At 65.4% G+C, this 18982-nt stretch carries 16 protein-coding genes; 7 read left to right on the forward strand and 9 right to left on the reverse strand.

What is annotated here, in order from left to right:
* Positions 1–63 precede the first annotated feature (63 nt).
* Together AC25Y4_RS03525 and AC25Y4_RS03530 are read right to left on the reverse strand one after the other, a co-directional pair.
* Entirely contained in the window at positions 64–753 is a 690-nt protein-coding gene (locus tag AC25Y4_RS03525; protein ID WP_488119517.1) for a helix-turn-helix transcriptional regulator, read from the reverse strand.
* Positions 638–2716 (reverse strand): winged helix-turn-helix domain-containing protein, encoded by a 2079-nt coding sequence (locus tag AC25Y4_RS03530; protein WP_488118983.1) that lies wholly within the window; start codon positions 2714–2716, stop codon positions 638–640. The genes AC25Y4_RS03525 and AC25Y4_RS03530 overlap by 116 nt, the downstream gene beginning before the upstream one ends.
* 483 nt (positions 2717–3199) lie before the next feature.
* On the opposite strand from AC25Y4_RS03530, the gene AC25Y4_RS03535 reads away from it, so the two are divergent.
* The 4 genes from AC25Y4_RS03535 to AC25Y4_RS03550 all read left to right on the forward strand — a co-directional run bounded on the left by AC25Y4_RS03535 (position 3200) and on the right by AC25Y4_RS03550 (position 6634).
* The gene (locus tag AC25Y4_RS03535) at positions 3200–4495 is read left to right on the forward strand and encodes a ScyD/ScyE family protein (RefSeq protein WP_488118984.1); all 1296 of its coding nucleotides are present in this window, start codon (positions 3200–3202) and stop codon (positions 4493–4495) included.
* 214 nt (positions 4496–4709) lie between these two features.
* Entirely contained in the window at positions 4710–5216 is a 507-nt protein-coding gene (locus AC25Y4_RS03540) for a sigma-70 family RNA polymerase sigma factor (protein ID WP_488118985.1), read from the forward strand.
* Positions 5213–5992, forward strand: a complete 780-nt coding sequence (locus AC25Y4_RS03545; protein ID WP_488118986.1) for a zf-HC2 domain-containing protein — start codon at positions 5213–5215, stop codon at positions 5990–5992. The genes AC25Y4_RS03540 and AC25Y4_RS03545 overlap by 4 nt, the downstream gene beginning before the upstream one ends.
* Positions 5993–6103: 111 nt before the next feature.
* Positions 6104–6634: a COG4315 family predicted lipoprotein gene (locus AC25Y4_RS03550; protein WP_488118987.1), complete on the forward strand. Its 531-nt coding sequence runs from the start codon at positions 6104–6106 to the stop codon at positions 6632–6634.
* 36 nt (positions 6635–6670) lie between these two features.
* On the opposite strand, the gene AC25Y4_RS03555 is transcribed toward AC25Y4_RS03550, so the two are convergent.
* From AC25Y4_RS03555 to AC25Y4_RS03575, 5 genes are all read right to left on the reverse strand, one after another.
* Positions 6671–7438, reverse strand: a complete 768-nt coding sequence (locus AC25Y4_RS03555; protein WP_488118988.1) for a metal-dependent hydrolase — start codon at positions 7436–7438, stop codon at positions 6671–6673.
* Between the two features lie 103 nt (positions 7439–7541).
* Complete coding sequence (locus AC25Y4_RS03560; RefSeq protein ID WP_488118989.1) at positions 7542–7901, reverse strand: hypothetical protein; 360 nt, start codon at positions 7899–7901, stop codon at positions 7542–7544.
* Between the two features lie 148 nt (positions 7902–8049).
* Positions 8050–8733 carry a response regulator gene (locus tag AC25Y4_RS03565; RefSeq protein ID WP_488118990.1) on the reverse strand — a complete coding sequence of 228 codons (684 nt, stop codon included), beginning with the start codon at positions 8731–8733 and terminating at the stop codon, positions 8050–8052.
* Positions 8730–11243, reverse strand: coding sequence for a sensor histidine kinase (locus tag AC25Y4_RS03570; RefSeq protein WP_488118991.1), 2514 nt, complete (start codon positions 11241–11243; stop codon positions 8730–8732). The genes AC25Y4_RS03565 and AC25Y4_RS03570 overlap by 4 nt, the downstream gene beginning before the upstream one ends.
* 101 nt (positions 11244–11344) lie before the next feature.
* Positions 11345–13564: a heavy metal translocating P-type ATPase gene (locus AC25Y4_RS03575; RefSeq protein WP_488118992.1), complete on the reverse strand. Its 2220-nt coding sequence runs from the start codon at positions 13562–13564 to the stop codon at positions 11345–11347.
* A 178-nt stretch (positions 13565–13742) separates the two neighbouring features.
* On the opposite strand from AC25Y4_RS03575, the gene AC25Y4_RS03580 reads away from it, so the two are divergent.
* Positions 13743–15482 (forward strand): bifunctional 3'-5' exonuclease/DNA polymerase, encoded by a 1740-nt coding sequence (locus tag AC25Y4_RS03580; RefSeq protein WP_488118993.1) that lies wholly within the window; start codon positions 13743–13745, stop codon positions 15480–15482.
* Positions 15483–15489: 7 nt separating this feature from the next.
* On the forward strand, positions 15490–16386 hold the full coding sequence (locus AC25Y4_RS03585) for a DUF1684 domain-containing protein (RefSeq protein ID WP_488118994.1): 897 nt from the start codon (positions 15490–15492) through the stop codon (positions 16384–16386).
* On the opposite strand, the gene AC25Y4_RS03590 is transcribed toward AC25Y4_RS03585, so the two are convergent.
* On the reverse strand, positions 16334–16975 hold the full coding sequence (locus AC25Y4_RS03590) for a PadR family transcriptional regulator (protein ID WP_488118995.1): 642 nt from the start codon (positions 16973–16975) through the stop codon (positions 16334–16336). The two genes, AC25Y4_RS03585 and AC25Y4_RS03590, sit on opposite strands and share 53 nt — an antisense overlap.
* A 100-nt stretch (positions 16976–17075) precedes the next feature.
* The gene (locus AC25Y4_RS03595) at positions 17076–18128 is read right to left on the reverse strand and encodes an LLM class F420-dependent oxidoreductase (RefSeq protein WP_488118996.1); all 1053 of its coding nucleotides are present in this window, start codon (positions 18126–18128) and stop codon (positions 17076–17078) included.
* Between the two features lie 223 nt (positions 18129–18351).
* On the opposite strand from AC25Y4_RS03595, the gene AC25Y4_RS03600 reads away from it, so the two are divergent.
* A complete protein-coding gene (locus AC25Y4_RS03600; protein WP_488118997.1) occupies positions 18352–18873 on the forward strand; it encodes a DUF3145 domain-containing protein in 522 nt (173 codons plus the stop codon).
* Positions 18874–18982: the final 109 nt, after the last annotated feature.

An 18982-nucleotide genomic window follows, 5' to 3' on the forward strand; every position in this document is an offset into this window, starting at 1 on the left:
TTGCAGCGTGTACGCAATCGACGTGAGGAACACACTGAGGGCAACACGCTGAGAGCAACACGCTCAGAGCAATCCGTGTGCCTCTGCTCGCTCCACGGCATCCGCTCGCCCTGTCACACCGAGCTTCTGGTAGATCGATCGCATGTGCGTCTTGATCGTGTTGGGGCTGAGCTGATGCTTTGCCGCAATGTCGCCGACGCTCTGGTGACGGGGCAGTTCCCGCAGGATCTCCCGTTCCTTCGGTGTGAAATAGACGCCATGCATGGGCTGCGGTTGCCCTGGCTGAATAGCGGATGGCGCGGCGTCGACGATCGACCTGGCGAGCTCGTCGTGCGGCCCCAACCGCCCGATGCGCGGGCGCAGTAGCCGTACACCACGCTGGTCTGCCGCGATGAAGGGCCGCCGAGCGTGCATCATGTCGGCGAGTTCCAGCGCCGTTGCGGTGAACTCGTCGGCGCGGGATGAGCGGCCGGAGCGCTCTGCCCACTCGGCCAGCAGAAGCCAGGCGTAGATCGGAGTCGTACCGTTCCAGGTGCGACGTGAGGAGGAGAGCGCAGTTTCGAGGTCGAGACTCGTGGCTGCGCTACCGCTCGTAGCCGAGGTGAGCTGAGCTCGCGCCAGTGCAGTCTCGAGCGAATCATCGCCCAGGTGGGTTCGCGATGAGGTCGACAGTCTGTTTCGCCTGATGCTTGTCGTGCAGTTGCAGCATGGCCCCGATGTACCGAAACGAACTGAGCGCCACGGTGTCTGGATGCGCATGACCGTGCTCCCTGAGCAAGCGATCGAGGGAATCGAGAGCGGTTCGGGGGTCGGAGTGAACGTCCAGTCGGTTCAAGTGGCGGAGTGCCTGTGCCCGCACGGTGTCGCCGGGTACCAGATCGACGCTCAGCATCCCCAGGAGCGCGTCGAGCTGCGGTTCGAAGTGCTCTACAGACAGAGCATCGTCGCCGAGCCACTCGAATTCTGCCGCACACGCCGCAAGCTGCAGGTGAGCCCTGACCATGGTCGTCTGCTGGTCGCTTGTGCTGGCCAACGCCGCGATGGTGTGGTGCACGGCGACGCTCTCAGACCAGGCGCCATGTCGGGCTGCAGCGGATGCCGCGGCATCAAGCATGAGGAGATGGAGCCAGGCGTGCGCGCCGAAACGCGAGCTGTCGACGGCTGCGCGCAACACGCGGATGGCACCGTTTCCGTCACCGTGCGCCTCGGAGCTCCTGGCGTAGGCAAGCTGGGAGAAGAGCACGGCGGCGTAGGTGAGGCTGTGTGCCGTGCCAGCGGCATCCGCTGTTGGCCAGTTCGTGAGGCGTTCACGTGTTTCCATCTGCGCAGGTAGCGCGGATGCCGGCGCCCGCAGAATCGTGAGGGTTGCGTGGATCAGCTGGATGCTCACCGACGCCGTGCCGATGGTGAGGGCTGCAGCGGCAAGGTGGTGATCAACCCGAACGGAGTCGACGAATGCCGGCGCTGACAGTAGCGCGGCCACGACGTGTGTCGTCGTGGAGTGTCGGCCTGCGTGCTCCAGCGCGACGAGCGCCCGCGCGACGATGGTGGCGTGGCCGTCGAAGATCAGGGAGGCCCCGGCCTCATCGACAGCGGGCAGCAGCGCCCCCGCGTTGTCCGTGCGGAGGCAGAGTTCCAGGGCGAGATCGGCGCGCCCGTGACTGAGATACCACTCAGATGCAACAGAGATACCACGTGTAAAACCATCGAAATCGCGTCGGCGCAGCTCCGCGCGCAGATATGTCAGGAGAGTGGGGTGATAGTCGTAGGTGCGCCCGACGCCGTTGCTTGCGTTGTCTGCGTGTTCAACGGCATCGGCGCTGCCATGATGACTCACGAGCGATGTGATGTTCTCCAGCTGAGCCAAGATGTCTCCGGCGTCGTCACGGCCCGACAGGCGCACCGCACACGGCACGGTGAGCGAGTCGACGATGGAGGTCGTGAGCAGGAACGCTCGATGACGGGGTGGCAGCTGGTCGAGCACTTCGCTCACCAGGTAGTCGGCAACGGCGCGATGGTCGCCACTGAAGTTGCGGGGAAGGCGTGAATCAGCGGGCCGTGAATTAGCGGGCTGTGAGTTAGCGGGCTGTGAGTTAGCGGGCTGTGAGTTAGCGGAGCGCGGCTGCGGTGATCTCGCCCCGTGCATCCACCCGGCGAGAAGCGCCAGGGCTGCAGCCCAGCCGCGCGTTCGCTCGCACGCGGCGTCCAGGTCGGCCTCGGCGAGCGCGGTGCCGTGCACAACGAAGTACTCCCTGGCCTCATCTCGGGTGAACGCGAGATGCGTCGAGCGGTACTCGACTGTTTCGGGATACAAGCGTCGCCTGGCGATGGTCGCTGGGGGATACCGCCCGGCCATCACGATTCGCACCTCGGGGCCTCGCTCCCGGATGAGAGCCAGCAGCCATTCACTGTCGTGACGGCTCCGCAGCTGGTGCAGGTCGTCGAAGATGAGGGTGAGTGGCTGGTGGTCGCTGCGAAGCTGCCCGCTCCGCCCACTCTGGGTAGCGGCAGCGGTAGTGGCACTGGCAGCGCGCCGCACGGCATCCTGAACGAGCGCGGAGAGCGATGGGCGGTATCCGTAGCCGGGACCAAGGCCCACCCAGGCGACGACTTCGCCGCGGGCCTGCACATCACGGGCCCAGAGCGAGAGCAGGGTCGTTTTGCCTGCGCCTGCCCCCGCCCAGATCTCGGTGATGACGGCGCGGTCCTCGGCCATCGCCAGTCGGGGTCGCCTCTGCACCAACGGCGACACCGGCGGCACCGCCAGCACGATCGATTCGTTCAGTCGGTATGGCCGATTCGCCCGGGTTGGTCGACTCGCTAGCACTGTGCCTCCCGCTGTGACTGCCGCGACGGTGACGTTTCATAGCCGATAGTAGCCACGACGCTCACCGCGTCTACGGTTCACCCGAATGAGGTGAGAAACCGGACGTAGAAGAACCCAATATTTCGGTCATTTCCGCCGCGTGTGCGCGGTTTGCGACGCAGTTTGCTCGCCGCCTAGCCCATGCCAGCCTTCGGGGTTAGGTTGCCAAGGTCAGCGCATCTGTTCGCTGACCCGGCGAAGGAACGGACCGATTCGCAAGCGGTGTTCTGGAGTGCAGTTCCCCTTCCACGGCGGTCGATTGCGACCGCGGCACCCTCACGTCCTTCTCCGGTACTTGTCCAGTGCATTCCCGTTAGTGCAAGGAGACCCATCGTGAAGAAACCGATCATCACTGCTGTGACCTGCGCGGCTGTCGTCGCATCCCTGGCCATAGCCGCGCCTGCGATAGCGGGCGACAGGGGGCATCCATCATCCCCAGACACGCCCGTCACTCCGGGCACCCCCACAACTCTGGTGGGTGACCTCACCACTCCACTCAGCCTCTCCGTCAACAGGGAGGGAACCGCACTGGTCAGCCAGAACTTTGCGGGACTGCTCACCAGCGTTGACAGTGCGGGTGCGGCCTCAGAGGTCGTGAGCGCGCCCGGCAGCGAGATTGGCGCGGTTTCCCAACGAGACGGGACCATCTATTTCGCGCAAAACGCAACGGACCTCTCGACCACGACGCTGATGAGCCTGCCAGAGGGCGGCTCGCCGACTGAGCTCGCCAACATCCGTGCCTGGGAGGAATCGGAGAACCCGGACCAGGTCAATGAGTACGGCTTCGAGGGGCTCGATCAGGCCTGCCTCGACCAATTTGAGACCGGCCCGATGTCGAATCCGGGTCTGTACACCGGGCGAGTGGACTCGCACCCGTATGCGTCGCTTCCGCTTGAGGACGGGATCTATATTGCGGATGCCGGTGCCAACGCGATCCTGAAGGTCGACTACGACGGCACGGTGTCAACGACGGCCGTGTTGCCGCCGACAGAGCCTGTCCTGGTCACCGCTGAGATCGCCGCTGCGAACGGCTTGCCTGCCTGTGCCGCCGACCACTACGCCACCTTCGAACCCGTACCGACGGATGTCGCACTCGGCCCAGACGGGCTGCTGTATGTGACGTCATTGCCCGGTGGGCCTGAGGACGCGAGCCTCGGCGCGCGTGGGGCGATCTACACGGTTGACCCTGACTCCGGCGACGTCGAACTGTACGCGACCGGATTTGTCGGCGCGACAGGACTGGCGGTGTCGCGGTCTGGCGAGATTTACGTGGCCGAGATGTTCGGCGGCGACGATGCAACAGGGCAGGTTTCGGTTGTACCGGCGGGAGAAGACACTCCAACTCCGTTCATCGCACTGACGTCACCGGCAGCTATCGACCTGCAGGGGGACAGCCTGTACGTGACAACGGATACCTTCGTACCAGACGCGACGGGAAACCCGCAGTCGATCGGAAAGATCACCGTGGTTCCGCTTGAGGGTGGTAACGGCGGCGACGGTCACAATCACGGAGACCGCGGCGACCATAGTGACTCGGGGAACCATGGTGACTCCGGGAATCATGGGAAGAGCGGGAATCATGGGAAGAGCGGCCACGCCAGCAACTCGTCCTGGGGAGGACATCGCTGAGTGAGCCCAGTGACAATCGTTCACGCATCCATGTGAGCGCAGTGATCCGGCGGGGAGCCTTGCGGCCTCCGCCGGTTTCTGTTGCGCTGAACTCTGTTGAACAGAACTCAGTTGCACTGAACTCTGTTGAATTGAACTTCTGGGGCGCCGGTGTCGTATTACCGGTAACAGGAATACCCAGATAGTCGGGGAGTGCGCTGATGGGAGTGCGCGGATGCCAGATGACGAAGCCGCCCTGCTCAGAGTCCTCTATGAGCAGCACGCTGGACCGCTGTGGCGCTACGTCGTTCACCTCACAGGCGACAGGGCCCAGGCGGAGGACATTGTGCAGGAGACACTGTTGCGCGCCTGGCGGAAGCCGTCCGTGCTTGAGCAGCGCGACGCATCCGCTCGGGCCTGGCTGTTCACGGTGGCACGCAACCTGGTCATCGACGACAAGCGCAGCGCGCACAGTCGCCACGAAATCGGCACCGATGCGGTACCGGAACAGCTGAACGCCGACGAAACGGATGCGCTGCTCGATTCCTGGCTGGTGGCAGACGCGCTGGCGGCTCTCTCTGCTGAGCACCGCGCTGTGATCGTGCACGCGTATTACGGTGGGCGATCGGCGGCAGAGATCGCCCAGGAGCTGGATATTCCGGAGGGCACGGTCAAGTCGCGCCTGCACTATGGGTTGCGGGCCTTGCGCCTCGGGTTGCAGGAAATGGGGGTGACCCGGTGACCGGACACGATGATGCGCTGACAGGAGTCGGAGCAGGAGCCAGCGGGTACGGAAGGGCGCACGAGCTGTACGCCCAGTGGGACGCAGCATACGTTCTTGGTGCCCTGTCGCCCGCTGAACGTCGCGAGTTCGAGGCGCATCGCGCAGAGTGCGATCGCTGCGCCGCTGCTGTCGCCGATCTGGCCGCGATGCCAGCGCTGCTGTCGTTGGTGCCGGCCAGCGATGCGGCGGCACTGGCCGGTGTTGATGAAGACGTTGAGAACGGTATCGACGCAGACATCGGGCAGGCCCAGCTACCCACGGGCCTTCTTGACCGGGTCGCGAGACGGGTGACACGTCGTCGTCGGCGCGCACGGGGCGTGACCATCGGTGTCATCGGCCTGCTCACCGGGGCGGTGGCCGCTGGGCTGGTTCTCCCCGCCGTGATGGATGCTCCGACCCCTCCCGTCGTGGCCGCGTCGCTGCAGGAGGTCGTGCAGTCACCGATCACGGCGAGTGTAAGCATGACCGAAACATCGTGGGGAACAAGCATTGAGGTGAGCTGCCACTACAGCGACGCGAGCACGCGGGCCTATGGTGCGGGTGACAGTGGCCGTTACGCGCTCGAGGTCACGGACATGGCCGGCACGACCACACGGGTGGCCAGCTGGACCGCGGGGCCCGGCGACACCGTCGACGCCCAGGGATCGATCGATACTCCGGTGACCCACATCAAGGCCGTGGAGTTGCGCTCCGTGGATAGTGGCAGCGTGCTGCTCTCGCATTCCTTCGGGTAGCAATCGAATACCGCTGAACTCGGCGGGCCTTCGCATCGTGCTCTCTAGAGACGCGTGACGCTTACCGCGTGACACACAACGCGCGTCCTGAAATCGAAGTGAGGAACCATCGTGCGTACAAAGATCCTTGTTGCGTTCGCCGTCACTGCGCTCGCCGTCGTCGGCTTCGCCGGGTGTTCGTCGAACCCATCGTCCGGGGGATACGGGCAGGGAGGGACATCGTCCTCCTCGTCACCGTCCTCATCAGCGGATGCCGCGACATCCGCTTCACTGTCGACGGCGTCCTCGTCGCTCGGCACCATCGTGGTCGACGGCGCTGGTTTGACCGTCTACGTCTTTGACAACGACACCGCGAACTCCGGTACGAGCACGTGCACAGGAACCTGCGCAGACAACTGGCCGGCCGTCACGACGACCTCAGTCACGCCGACCGTCTCAGGCGTGACGGGAACCGTGTCGACGATCCAGACGAGTGATGGCAAAAACCAGGTCACCCTGAACGGGCTCCCGTTGTACTACTTCGTGAATGACGCCGCGGCCGGTGATGTCAAAGGCCAGGGCGTTCAAGGCATCTGGTGGGTTGTCGCGCCCGACGGGAGCAAGATCTCGACGGCGATGACGACAGCGCCAAGCGGATACTGATGGCGGATACTGATGGCGGGTGCCGCTGACGGGTGGCTAGCGAAGGAGTTCGAACATGGCCAGGCTCACGCCCGTGATGGCGTAGAGCGCCAGCGGCACCATCAGGTACCACTCCCGCCATGACCCCGTGTTCCCGAGGATCGGGAGCGCGAGGTTACCGCTTCGCAACCACACGAGGCGGATCACCGGGATACGGGTGACGACTCGCGGTGCCTTCGGCTTGAACGGCCAGAAGATGGGGAGGCCACCCGTGGTGAGGAGATCACCGGCCAGATGGATGATCCAACCGACGGCGATGCACAGGGGCAGCCATCCCCACTGCGTGGGGGCCAGCCAACTGACGAGCAGCGACACCGCTGTGCCAACGACCCAGGCCAGGCTCCAGTGCTTGACGATCTTCAGCACCTTGAGTGAGAAGGCCAGCAGGATGGCGACGACCACGGCGGAGGCAACGCTGGCTGCGCTCCCGTACTCGGCCGTAGACCAGCCGATGGAGGAGAGCCAGAGGGCTCCCCAGAGCACTGCAATGGCCGAGAGTGCAGAGTGCGTGCCGTGTCGATGACCGCCGGCTGCCAGGGAGACGGCCGCCGTGGCAGCCCGCCCGACTCCCGGCAACGAGTGCGCGATCGTTGCGCTGTGGTGGTCGGCATCGGGGAGGAGCGCCGCTCCAGCGCAGACGAGTGCACCAAGGGCGACACCGACGGGGCCGAGCGGGTAGAGGGCGAAGGTAGGGAGGGAAGCGGCGGTAGAGGTAATGGCAACCCAGGCTGCCGCTCCTGAGATTGCGTGGTGCGTGCCCATCATGGTGGTGCGTTACTTTCTGCAGTGCGCCGGGCACAGAGTTGCCCAGAGACGAAAGTTCAAGCTTCGCAGACCGGAGTGCCCTCTGGCGACAGGGGTGCAGGGATCAGGCGCGTTCGCGGTCGTCCAGCGACACGGTCACGGCATCCGCTCCCGGCAGTCGCTTCACGCGGATGCGTTCCACCAGGTTCATGTCCAGGAAGATCCCGGCAATGGTGCCGAGGTGATCTTTCCTGATAGCGATCCACTCGGAGAACGGCAGCTTCGCGCAGCGATCGCCGCCCCTGCTCGCCAAGGTCATGATCAGGCGCTCAAGCCCTCGCCAGTTCGGTCGTTCCTCGTAGGACTCCGGAACGACGGAGATGATGACGTAGTCGGGGTCGAGAAACTGAAGCTGCCCCAGAATCGTCAATTGGTCCGGTGAATAGGCATCCACCGGTTCCATCACCAATCGCGTCAACTCCATTGCTTCACCATAGGCGGGTGACTGTGGAGGCTCCTGTGAAGCGGATGGCAGGGAGCAGGGGGTGACCGGGGCTTTACCTGTATCCAGGTGAGAGGGAACACAGGGGGCTACGAGGCACAGGGATCACAGGATCCAGGGATCACAGGGATCACGGGGTGAAGCGATACCCCATGCCGGCTTCGGTCTGCAGGTATCGCGGCCGAGAAGGGTCTGCCTCGAGCTTCTTCCGCAACTGTGCGAGGTACAGCCGTAGGTATCCGCTGTCACCGGTGTGATGGGGACCCCACACCTCGGTGAGCAGCGCCTCGCGCGTCACCAGTCGGCCTGGACTCCGAAGCAGGGTCTCCAGGATGCGCCACTCCGTCGGGGTCAGCCGAACAGGGGTGCGCTCGCCGTCTACCTGTCGGGAGACGCTCTTAGCCGAGAGATCGACCGACACGTCTCCCATGGCGATGACGGGCTCCTCGTCGACCGTGACGACACGGCGGGTGAGCGCACGGATGCGTGCCAACAGTTCATCGATCGAGAATGGCTTGGTCACGTAGTCGTCGGCTCCCGCGTCGAGGGCTTCGACCTTGTCAGCTGAACCGGTGCGACCGGACACCACGAGCACGGGTACCTGTGACCACCCGCGCAACCCTTCGATGACCGCGATACCGTCAAGCTGTGGCATGCCGAGATCAAGCATGACCAGGTCTGGGTGGTGTTCAATTGCCGCGTCGAGCGCACCGACGCCATCCGCTGCCGTCAGGATCTCATACCCGCGCGCCCCCAGGGTGATGCGCAGCGCTCGCAGCAGTTGCGGATCGTCGTCTGCGATCAGGATCTTCACGATGTGGCTCCACGTTCTGGCTCTGCAGATGCCGCAGCATCCACCGCGGGCAGCGACACCACCATGGTGAGCCCGCCGCCGGGGGTGTCGTCGGCTTCGAGCGTACCGGCCATGCCGTCGATGAACCCCTTCGACAGGGCAAGTCCAAGGCCGAGTCCCGTGAGGTTGTCGGTATCGCCGAGGCGCTGGAACGGCACAAAGACCTCGTCGCGTCGCTCGGCACTGATACCCGGTCCGTGGTCGACAATGCGCAGCTGCACAGTGCCGGCGAACTGGCTGGCCGACACGCGTACCCGAATGCCCGGTGGCGAGAAGCGGATGGCGTTGGCCAGCACATTGACCAACACGCGTTCCAGCAGCCCGGCATCCGCTCGTACGAGGGGAATGTCCGGCGATACGTCGACATCCACCTCGTTCGGACCAAGACCGAGCTCATCGATGGCCGGAAGGATGAGGTCGATGAGGTCGACGTCGTCGAGGGTGACCGCTAGGGCACCAGCCTGCAGGCGGCTGACATCGAGGAGGTTGGTGACGAGGGCCGCCAGCGAGTCGAGACTCTCGGCTGCGGTGGTGAGCAACTCGTCGCGATCTGATCCGCTCAGCTCGACATCGCGGGCGCGCAGCCCGCTGACAGCGGCTGTTGCCGCGCTGAGTGGCCGACGCAGGTCGTGGCCGACGGCGGCCAGCAGCGCGCTGCGCACCCGATCGGCTTCTTCGAGCGGTCCGAGCTCCTGTGCAGACTTGGCCAGGTCGCTGTGCTCAAGTGCCGCGTCGATCTGCGTGGCGAGCACCGCGAGCAACCGTCGCTCAGAGGCGGCGAGGTCTGAACCGTGCAACTCAAGGGTGGCACGTGTGCCGACGGGCACGAGCGTGACATGGTCGTCAGGCGACGGCTCGCCATCGGCGTAGAGCACGGTGTCTCCGTCGAGGAGTCGCACTCCGTCGAGACTGAACGCCTCCCGCGTGCGTGTCACCAGCGCTTGGATGGCGTCCTGGCCGCGCAAAACGCTTCCGGCAGCCGTGGCCAGCAATTCCGACTCCGCGGCCGACCGGTGGGCGCTCCTGGCTCGCCGGGCAGCCTGGTCGACGACGTAGCTCACCAGCAGGGCATTCAGCAGGTACAGGGCAAGTGCGAGCAGGTGCAGGGGTTCTGCCACCGAAATCGTGTACAGGGGTTGCACGAAGAAGTAGTCGAGCGTGAGGCTCGACAAGAGCGCGGCGAACAGTGCCGGCCAGATGCCGCCGACCAGGGCGACGAGCACGACGAGCAACTGGTAGCTCAGCACATCCGACGTGATCGATGCGTCACTTCGGAATTGAACGAGCAGCCAGGTGGTGAGCGGCCCGCCGAGCAATGCCAGTGCGAATCCGAGGAACCGGCGCCTCGCAGAGAGCGCGCCGCCGAAGCGTGGCAGCCGGAACCCGCCGCCTGCCGCGGAGTGCGTGACGATGTGAACGTCGATGTCGCCGGATTCACGGATGATGGCGGTGCCGATGCCTGGCCCGGTGAGCGCCGCAGCGAACCTGCTGCGACGGCTGACACCGATGACCAGCTGGGTGGCATTCGCGGCGACGGCGAAGTCGACAAGTGCGCGAGGCACATCGTCTCCGATCACCTGGTGATATGTGCCGCCCAGGGTATCGACGAGGCGTCGCTGTTCCGCGAGCGCCCCTGGGTGCGCTTCGCGCAGGCCGTCGTGGCTCGTGACGTGGACAGCGAGCAGTTCGCCCCCAGACGAGCGCGCAGCGATGCGGGCGCCGCGGCGCAGCAGCGTCTCGCCTTCAGGCCCGCCGGTGAGCGCCACGACGACGCGTTCCCGTGCCGCCCAGGTGGCATTGATCCCGTGCTCAGCGCGATAGGTCGTGAGCGCGCTGTCCACCTCGTCGGCGAGCCACAGCAGCGCAAGTTCGCGGAGCGCTGTGAGATTTCCGAGCCGAAAGTAGTTGGACAGCGCCGCATCGATACGTTCAGCGGGGTAGACGTTGCCCTCCGCCAGGCGGTCTCGCAGCGACTGGGGCGCGAGGTCGATGACCTCGATCTGGTCGGCAGCCCGCAGGACGGCATCCGGAATGCTCTCGCGTTGCACCGCTCCGGTGATCTGCTGCACGACGTCGTTCAGTGAGTCGATGTGCTGGATATTCACGGTGGAGATGACATCGATCCCCGCGGCAAGCAGGGTGTCGACATCCTGCCAGCGTTTCTCATGCGGGGTGCCGGGGACATTGGTGTGTGCGAGTTCGTCGACGAGTGCGATTCCTGGCCGCCGGGCGAGCACGGCCGCCAGATCCAGCTCAGACAGGGTGACCCCTCGATACTCGACGGTGTGGCGCGGTATCACCTCGAGACCGTCAAGCAGCGCGGCCGTTGCGTGGCGTCCGTGGGTTTCCACGAATGCCACCACCACGTCTGCGCCGTCGTCACGCAGTCGTCTGCCCTCTTCGAGCATTGCGTATGTCTTGCCGACACCGGGGGCGGCGCCAAGGAGAACCCGAAGGCGCCCACGTTTCATGCGTTAGTGATCCATCTCTGCACGGGCCGGTTCAGCCGAAGCTCAGTCACGGCCCTCTGTCGCCGCCAACTACCACCCAACTGTAGTCATCCCAGCAGTAGTCATCCCAGGGTGCGCGGGGCCGCAGGCGTGAGGTCGAGCCGACGCAGCAGCTGTGCGTTGAGAGCGACGACCACAGTGGATGCCGACATGAGCAGTGCGCCGACGGCCATCGGCAACACGAAACCGATGGGAGCCAGCACGCCGGCCGCGAGCGGAACCGCGATCAGGTTGTAGCCGGCGGCCCACCAGAGGTTCTGCTTCATCTTGCGATACGTCGCGGTGGAGAGGTCGATGACCGACAGGACGGATGCCGGGTTGTCGCTGGCGAGGATGACGCCGGCCGACGCAATGGCGACATCCGTGCCAGCGCCAATGGCGATGCCAACGTCGGCCTTGGCGAGGGCAGGTGCGTCGTTGACGCCGTCGCCGACCATGGCGACCGAACGCCCTTCGTTCTGCAACTCGGTGACGCGCGCAGCCTTGTCTTCGGGGCGAACGCCGGCGTAGACCCTGTCAATGTTCAGCTCAGACCCGACGAACTGGGCCACGGCGTCGGCATCACCGGTGATCATGACAACCTCGATGCCGCGCTCGTGCAGGGCGGCGACCGCGTCGAATGACTCAGGGCGAACCAGATCGGTGAGTGCCAGCGAGCCGAGAAGCACGCCGTCCCTGACGACGTAGAGGATGGTTGCCCCGTCGGCCGCCCACCGTTGGGTGTCGGTCGGGGCGTCGATGCCGTCACGGGACAACAGGTGCGGGCCGCCGACGCTGACCGTGCGCCCGTCGACGGTGCCACTGACGCCGATCGCCGCAGAGGCTGAGAAATCGGTGGCGGCTCGCGCATTGAGCCCGCGTTCGGCTGCTGCCGTCACGATGGCGCGGGCAAGCGGATGCTCGCTGTCGGCTTCAACGCTGGCCGCCAGTCGAAGGAGTTCGTCCTCGGTCACGTCGGTGGCGTATAGCTTGCTGCCGGCAACAGCCGGACGCCCTGTGGTCAGTGTTCCGGTCTTGTCGAAGAGCACTGTTGTCACGGTGCGCATGCTTTCAAGGGCCAGGCGGTCCTTGATGAGGATGCCGGCGCTGGCCGCACGTTCGGTGGCGATGGAGACCACGAGGGGGATGGCCAGCCCGAGGGCGTGCGGGCACGCGATCACGAGCACGGTTATCGTGCGGACGACGGCGTCGTCCGGCTTGCCGATGGCGGTCCAGATGATGGCCGTGAGCACGGCGGAGCCGAGCGCGAACCAGAACAGCCACCCAGCTGCCTTGTCGGCCAGGCGCTGTGCGCGCGAACTCGATGCCTGCGCCTCAGCCACCAGCTTCTGGATGCCGGCCAGCGCCGTGTCGTCTCCGACGGCGCTGACCTGTACGCGCAGAGCATTGTCGGTTGCGACGGTTCCGGCCACCACGCGATCGCCAGGGCTTCTGCCCACCGCACGGGATTCGCCGGTGATCATGGATTCGTCGACGTCTGCCGTGCCCGTGAGCACGACGCCGTCGGCAGGGATACGGCCGCCGGGGCGCACGACAACGGTGTCGCCGACCTGCAGTTCAGCGGGAGAGATCTGTTCGATGTCGTCGCCCCTCACCCGTTCGGCGACATCCGGCAGCAGCGCGGCCAATGATTCCAGTGCGGTCGACGTCTGGGCGAGAGAACGCATTTCTATCCAGTGGCCCAGCAGCATGATGACGATCAGCAGCGCGAGCTCCCACCAGAAATCAAGCTGGTGATCGAGGATGCCGAGGCTGGCGCCCCACGACGCAAGGAACGCGACGGTGATGGCCAGGGCGATCAGGAGCATCATCCCCGGTGCGCGTGCACGCAGTTCACTCACGGCACCGGTGAGGAATGGCCGGCCGCCCCACACGTACATCACGGTGCCGAGAAGGGGGGAGATGATGCCGAGTCCTTGCGGCACCGAGTACCCGAAGAGCATCGCGAACATGGGGCTGAACGCCACAACGGGGATCGCGATGACCAGCATGATCCAGAACAACCGTCGGAACTGCGCAACGTGGTCGGCGTGGCCACCGTGGCCAGCGTGGCCAGCTATGTTGTGGCCGGCCATATCGTGCCCAGTCATGTCGTGCCCGGCCATGTCGTGCCCAGCCATGCTGCCGTGTTCGTGGGGGCTGCCGTGGTTCAGCGGGCTCCCGCCATTCTGAACGGATGACACGGTGCCACTCTCTGGCGCGACCTTGTCGTGCAGCGCACGGTTTTCGCGGGGGCTGCCGTTGTCGGGCAACGGGGACTCGTGCTCATCGGCAGGCGTCATGCCTACCACGGTAACCCGCAGGCGAGTGTGCTGGCCATCCCCGACCGGGCTCGCGCCGCTGTCGCCGTCGGGATTGCCAGCCCGCCGTCAGAAATGCCAGCCCGTCGCCAGGATTGCCAGCCCCGTCAGAAATGCCAGCCCCGTCCGAAATGTCAGTGGAGCGCGACAGAATAGAACGGTGCATATCCTGGCCAGCCGAAGCGATGGCGTCATCCTCGTCACCGAACTCGACGAGACGGGTGCACCCGTCTCGCCCGCACACGAACTGGCCAGTGCCGACTTCCCGTCGTATGTCAGGGAGCGGGAGACCGCGTCAACGCGCTGGGTGTGGGATGACACCGCCGTCTGGTATCCGCAGCTGCTCCGTGCCGGCATCAGGGTGGGCCGGTGCCACGACCTGCGTCTCAGCCATGTGATCCTGTGCAATTCGGCCTTCACCGCAGACAGCGAACTGGCGACTGGCGCTCCGCACCGATGGGACGACGGGGTCGCGGCCTCCGCTCCGAGCGCGGAGGCAGGGGCGACGCTGTTCGATTTTGTGTCCGTTGCCCCGACGTCGGGCACGGGGAGCGACGATGATCGCGCCGAGTACAAGCGTCAGCTTCGCGCACTGGCTGCGTCGACAGAGAGCGGGAAGCTACGCCTGCTCCTCGCCGCAGAGTCTGCGGGGGCATTGATCGCCGCAGAGATGCAGTTCGCCGGGTTGCCGTGGCGCACCGATGTCCACGAGGCGCTGCTCGCTGCCGAGCTCGGTCCGCGGGTGCCGTATGGCACGCGCCCTGCTCGACTTGAGGAGTTAGCCGGGCGCATCCGTGTTCTGCTTGAAGACGCGACGCTCAACCCCGATTCGCAGGCCGACCTGTTGCGCGCGCTCAAGCGCGTTGGCCTGCCGGTGCGTTCGACGAGGGCCTGGGAGCTGAAGGAGCACTCGCATCCTGCGCTCGTTCCCCTGATGGAATACAAGAAACTATCCCGGCTGCTCACCGCCAACGGCTGGTACTGGATGGACACCTGGATCGCCGACGGCCGATTCCGCCCCGACTACCTGCCGGGCGGCGTTGTCACAGGTCGATGGGCTGCCAGGGGTGGCGGCGCCCTCCAGCTGCCCAAGCAGGTGCGCGGTGCCGTGCGCGCCGACGAGGGGTGGAAGCTGGTCGTCGCCGACGCGTCGCAGCTCGAGCCTCGAATCCTGGCGGCTCTCTCCACCGACCTGGCCATGGCCGATGCCGGTCGGGGCACCGATCTCTACGCCGGCATTGTCGCCAGCGGTGTCGTCGAGACCCGTGAGCACGCCAAGGTGGCGATGCTCGGTGCCATGTACGGTGCGACGACGGGAGAGAGCGGTCGGTTGCTTCCGAAGCTGGCGCGCGCGTACCCGCGGGCGCTCGAGCTGACCGAAGCTGCAGCACGGGCCGGTGAACGCGGGGGAGTCGTGACAACGCGGCTCGGCCGCTCGTCACCCCGCCCCAGCGAGGAGTGGTTCGAGACGCAGGCCAATGCCTATTCACCGGATGCGTCCAGCGCCGATGAGAAAGTGGCTCGCAGTCGCGCACGTGACTGGGGTCGCTTCACCCGCAACTTTGTCGTGCAGGGCAGCGCCGCAGAATGGGCGCTCTGCTGGATGGCTGAGGTGCGGAAGGCCCTGCAGGCGCTTGATGTTGCTGAGACTGCTGAGACTGCTGAGGCTCGTGAGTCTCCTGAGACCAGCGAGGGTGCATCTCCGTTCCAGTCGGCCCCGCACCTCGTGTTCTTCCTCCACGACGAAGTCATGGTTCATGCCCCTGCGGAACTCGCCCCGACGGTGGAGCGCATCATCATCGATGCCGCCACCGCTGCCGGGCGCCTGCTTTTCGGTGAGTTCCCGGTAGATTTCCTGCTGACCGTTGCCACGGTCGACAGCTATGCAGACGCGAAATGAGAGAGATATGCCAGACGCACTGCCCGATGCACTGCCCGACGCGCTGCCCAATACGCTGACGCCCCACGAGGACACTCGCAGGTCGCCCGCAGCAGAGCAGCTCGATGCGATCAGGGCCCAGCGGGTCGAGACGGCGCTGTCACCGCACGGCGTTCTCGCCCTCGTGACCACGCAATGGATCACGGGCGACCCGGCGGTCGCTGTGCCCGTCTGGGGTGTGCCTGGCCTGTGGTCGCCCCTGCCAGACGGCGTCTCAGGGCTGCGCCTGAGTGCGAGCGCCAACGACGGCATCAGGGTCGATGGTGACGTTGTCGACGGAACGGTGATTCTCGCGGGCATCGACGCGATTGCGCCCTCTGCCATCTCGTTCTCTGACACGCTGTCCGGCACGGTCATCGTGAACGAGTTCGGCGAGAACGCGCTGCGCGTCTGGAACGCGGCGTCCGACGCCATCCGCGACTTCGGCTCGATCGAGGCCTTCCCGTACAACCCCGACTGGGTGATCGAGGCGAGTTTCACGCCGATCGATGGCGGGGGAGAAGTGAGCGTCGCCCACCTGGCCGACGGCGGCAAGACCCGCCAGAAATCGCTGCCTGGCGTCATCCGCTTCGACAAGGATGGCCAGTCACATGAGCTTGCAGCCTTCACGGACGGGCCCACACTGCTGCTGGTCTTCGGCGATGCGACGAACGGTGTCAGCACCTACAGCGTGGGGCGCTTTCTTCGCGTGACACCGTCAGATGACGGCACCATCACGCTGGACTTCAACCGCGCGTATCTTCCGCCGTGTGCCTTCAGCTACAGCTTCAACTGCCCGATCCCGCCGCCCCAGAACAGGTTCAGCCTGGCGATCAATGCTGGTGAGCGGAACGTGCTGAACTCACGGGGTGAGCCGCTGCACTGATGGTGTGTCCTGCGGCTGCGGGGCGTCGACCGCGTTTGGGCCGAGTGGAGCTCAACGGCCGTTGGAATGATCCAGGCCCCGTGGTGTCGATCAGCGATTCAGCCTGTGCCAGCCAGTCAAGGGCTGCCGCAGCAATGGTCACCGTTCCGGCGGCGGCGAGAAGCACCTGTCCGGAGGGATCGCCGCTCTCCGGCGCAGCCTGCGCGGCAGGGGTGGCGGTCCAGAACGCGCGGTACTCGGCGATCAGGGATGCAGGATTGTTTCCGGGAAGGGACGACGACAGCAGCACGCGGTCGATCATGTCATCCCAAGCGTCGCCGGCCGCGCTGGTCGTGCTCGTCGTGCTCGTCAACCAGGCTGCGGCCTCTGCGCGCCCACGGTCGGTCAGCTCATAGAGCGGCAGGCCATCGATGGTGAGGCCGGCCGAACGCACAGCGCCCTGGTCGATGGCGCGTTCGAGCGTGGAATAAATCTGTCCGACGTTGATCGCCCTGCGATGTGCGGTGCGCGACTGGATCTCACCGTGGAGCTGGAATCCGTACGCCGGGCCGATCGTGAGAATCGCGAGCAACATGCTGCGTACCGACACCGTGCCTCCGAACTCGTACTGCGAGCGACCCTGACAGCTAAAACCATACCCACTACACAATTGATTTCCGGCTCCCACACCGAACGGGTGCCGCCGGGGTTCAGACGGCGCTGTCCTGCAGCAGCCCCTTGAGGAGGCCAACCTGGCGCACTCGTTCCCCGGGGGCCGGCGACACCGTCGCAACGTTCAGCCCGGTCACCCCGGCGGACGCGAAGGCGGCCAGCCGCGCCGCAACCTCAGCTTCGGTACCGATCAACGAGATAGCCCGCACCAATTCGTCTGGCACGACCGCAGCCGCTTCGATCTTCTGGCCGGCCAGGTACAGATCCTGGATCTGTTCGGCCTCCGCCTCATAACCGTATGAGCGCACGAGGTCGTTATAGAAGTTCGCGCCCCTGGCTCCCATGCCACCGATGTACAGCGCGAGGTGCGGCTTGACGGCCGCAAGGTACTTCTCGGCGTCAGCACCAATGGCCAGTGCGGGTGTCGCGTAGACCTCGAGCGGGCCGAGCGCGCTGTCACGACGACTCGCCCCGCGGGCGAGCGAATCACCCCACACTGAAGCCGCCTTCTCCGGGTGGAAGAAGATGGGCTGCCATCCCTCGGCAATTTCAGCAGCCTGGGCGACGCTCCGCGGGCCGAGTGCCGCAATCACGATCGGAATCCGGTCACGCACCGGGTGATTGACGAGCTTCAGCGGCTTTCCGAGGCCGGTGCCCTGGTTAGCTGGGAGCGGGATTGCGTAGTGCGCGCCCTGGTACTCGAGCTTGTCCCTGCGCCAGACCATCCGGCAGATGTCGACGATTTCCTTGATGCGCGCGACGGGCGCGTCATAGGGAACGCCGTGAAACCCCTCGATGACCTGCGGGCCAGAGGCGCCGATGCCCAGGATGAAGCGGCCATCCGACACGTAATCGAGTCCGGCGGCCGTCATCGCCGTGAGCGTCGGTGTGCGGGTATAGATCTGCAGGATGCCAGACGCCAGGCTGATCGTCTGCGTCTGCGCCGCAATGAACCCGAGCTGGCTGACCGCATCGAACGAATAGGCCTCTGGCACCGAGATCACGTCGAGGCCTGCCTGCTCGAGTTCCCTGACCTCTGCGACGGCCTCGCGGAATCCGTCGGCGTAGTTGATTGCCATTCCGATGCGCATGATTCTCCTGTGAATTGCTTGTCGTCCACACAGTCTTGCGTATGGAACGGCGTAACGCTCCCACGAGTGCGACGCGCGGCAGGGTGTTGTGTATTCCGACACGCCTGCGGCATAATTCACGTACGGCAGCAATGTCGTCTATTTTCTAATTTCATACGCACGCCGCGCATCAGTCGGTTCAGAGGTCGTTGGGGAAGACGCACCTCACTGAACGGAGAAAAGGATGACGGCAACAGAAACCCGTCAGGCACCTGCTGCACGGGGAGTACTTTATGTGCACTCTTCGCCTCGAGCGCTGTGTCCCCATATCGAGTGGGCGGCCGGTACCGCCCTTGGCGAAGCGGTGAACTTTGACTGGGCTGAACAGCCCGTCTTGAAGGGTGCCCAGAGGGCCGAATTCTATTGGGAGGGCGCGCGAGGAACCGGCGCTGTCCTGGCATCCGCTCTTCGTGGCTGGGAGCACTTGCGCTTCGAGGTGACGGAAGACGCCGGTCTCGGCACCGATGGCGGTCGCTGGCTGCATACGCCTGACCTCGGAGTCTTCTACGCCCAGACCGACACCGTCGGCAATGTGGTCATTCCAGAGGATCGGGTGAGGTACGCGATGGAGGTCGCCGGCGCGAATGCCGTCGAGCTGCACCGCGAGCTGCGACTGGCCCTCGGCCAGGCATGGGACGACGAACTCGAACCATTCCGCCATGCCAGTGACATGAGTGCTGTCGTCTGGCTGCACAAGGTCGGATAGAGCACGCACACACCTGCGGAGGGATGTGGCGCCGGGCGCGCTGGTCGGTGACATACCCGATCGACGCGAGAGCGAAACATCCTGCTGCATACACGAGACCCCGACCGGT

It is taken from the genome of Leifsonia sp. Y878, from assembly GCF_057669685.1.